The following is a 244-nucleotide window of genomic DNA, read 5'->3' on the forward strand; positions in this document are numbered from 1 at the left end:
TTTAGAAATAGCCCGGATGCGCGCCTTTGAATTTCAACGCCCGGTTATTCGTAGTACCAATACCGGTATCACCGCAATTTATGATGCCCAAGGACAAGAAGTTGGCCGGATAGCCCAATTCGAAACAGCGGTGTTACGTGCACAAGTAACGCCATATCAAGGCACCACCCCTTTTAATCGTTATGGCAATACGCCGTTATTGATACTGGCGTGGTTATTATCGGCAACTGTAGTAGGCCATTAT

Annotated in this window: 1 protein-coding gene; it reads left to right on the forward strand. The window is 46.7% G+C overall.

All coding sequences use genetic code 11. The features are described from left to right. On the forward strand, window positions 1-244 hold a 244-nt coding region (locus MTCD1_RS20040), incomplete at both ends, for a nitrilase-related carbon-nitrogen hydrolase (protein ID WP_305764599.1).

Source organism: Colwellia marinimaniae, from assembly GCF_002207865.1.
Taxonomy (GTDB): domain Bacteria; phylum Pseudomonadota; class Gammaproteobacteria; order Enterobacterales; family Alteromonadaceae; genus Colwellia; species Colwellia marinimaniae.